The following is a 218-nucleotide window of genomic DNA, read 5'->3' on the forward strand; positions in this document are numbered from 1 at the left end:
GTGCGCTGACGTGAGCGCGCCCCACTGTGCAACACCTCTGGCGAACGGGCGTGAGCGCGCCCGAGGCGCGTGAGCGCGGGTCTCCGGAGACCCGCGCTCACGCGCTGAACCCGCGCTCGCGTCAGCGCACCGCGCTGGCACCACCACCACCACCACCAGCGCGAGGTCTGGCGGGAGCTGTCGGGGCCGGACACGACGAAGGCCCCGGATCGCTCCGG

This window comes from Plantibacter sp. Leaf1 (assembly GCF_001421315.1).
In the GTDB taxonomy this organism is placed as follows: domain Bacteria; phylum Actinomycetota; class Actinomycetes; order Actinomycetales; family Microbacteriaceae; genus Plantibacter.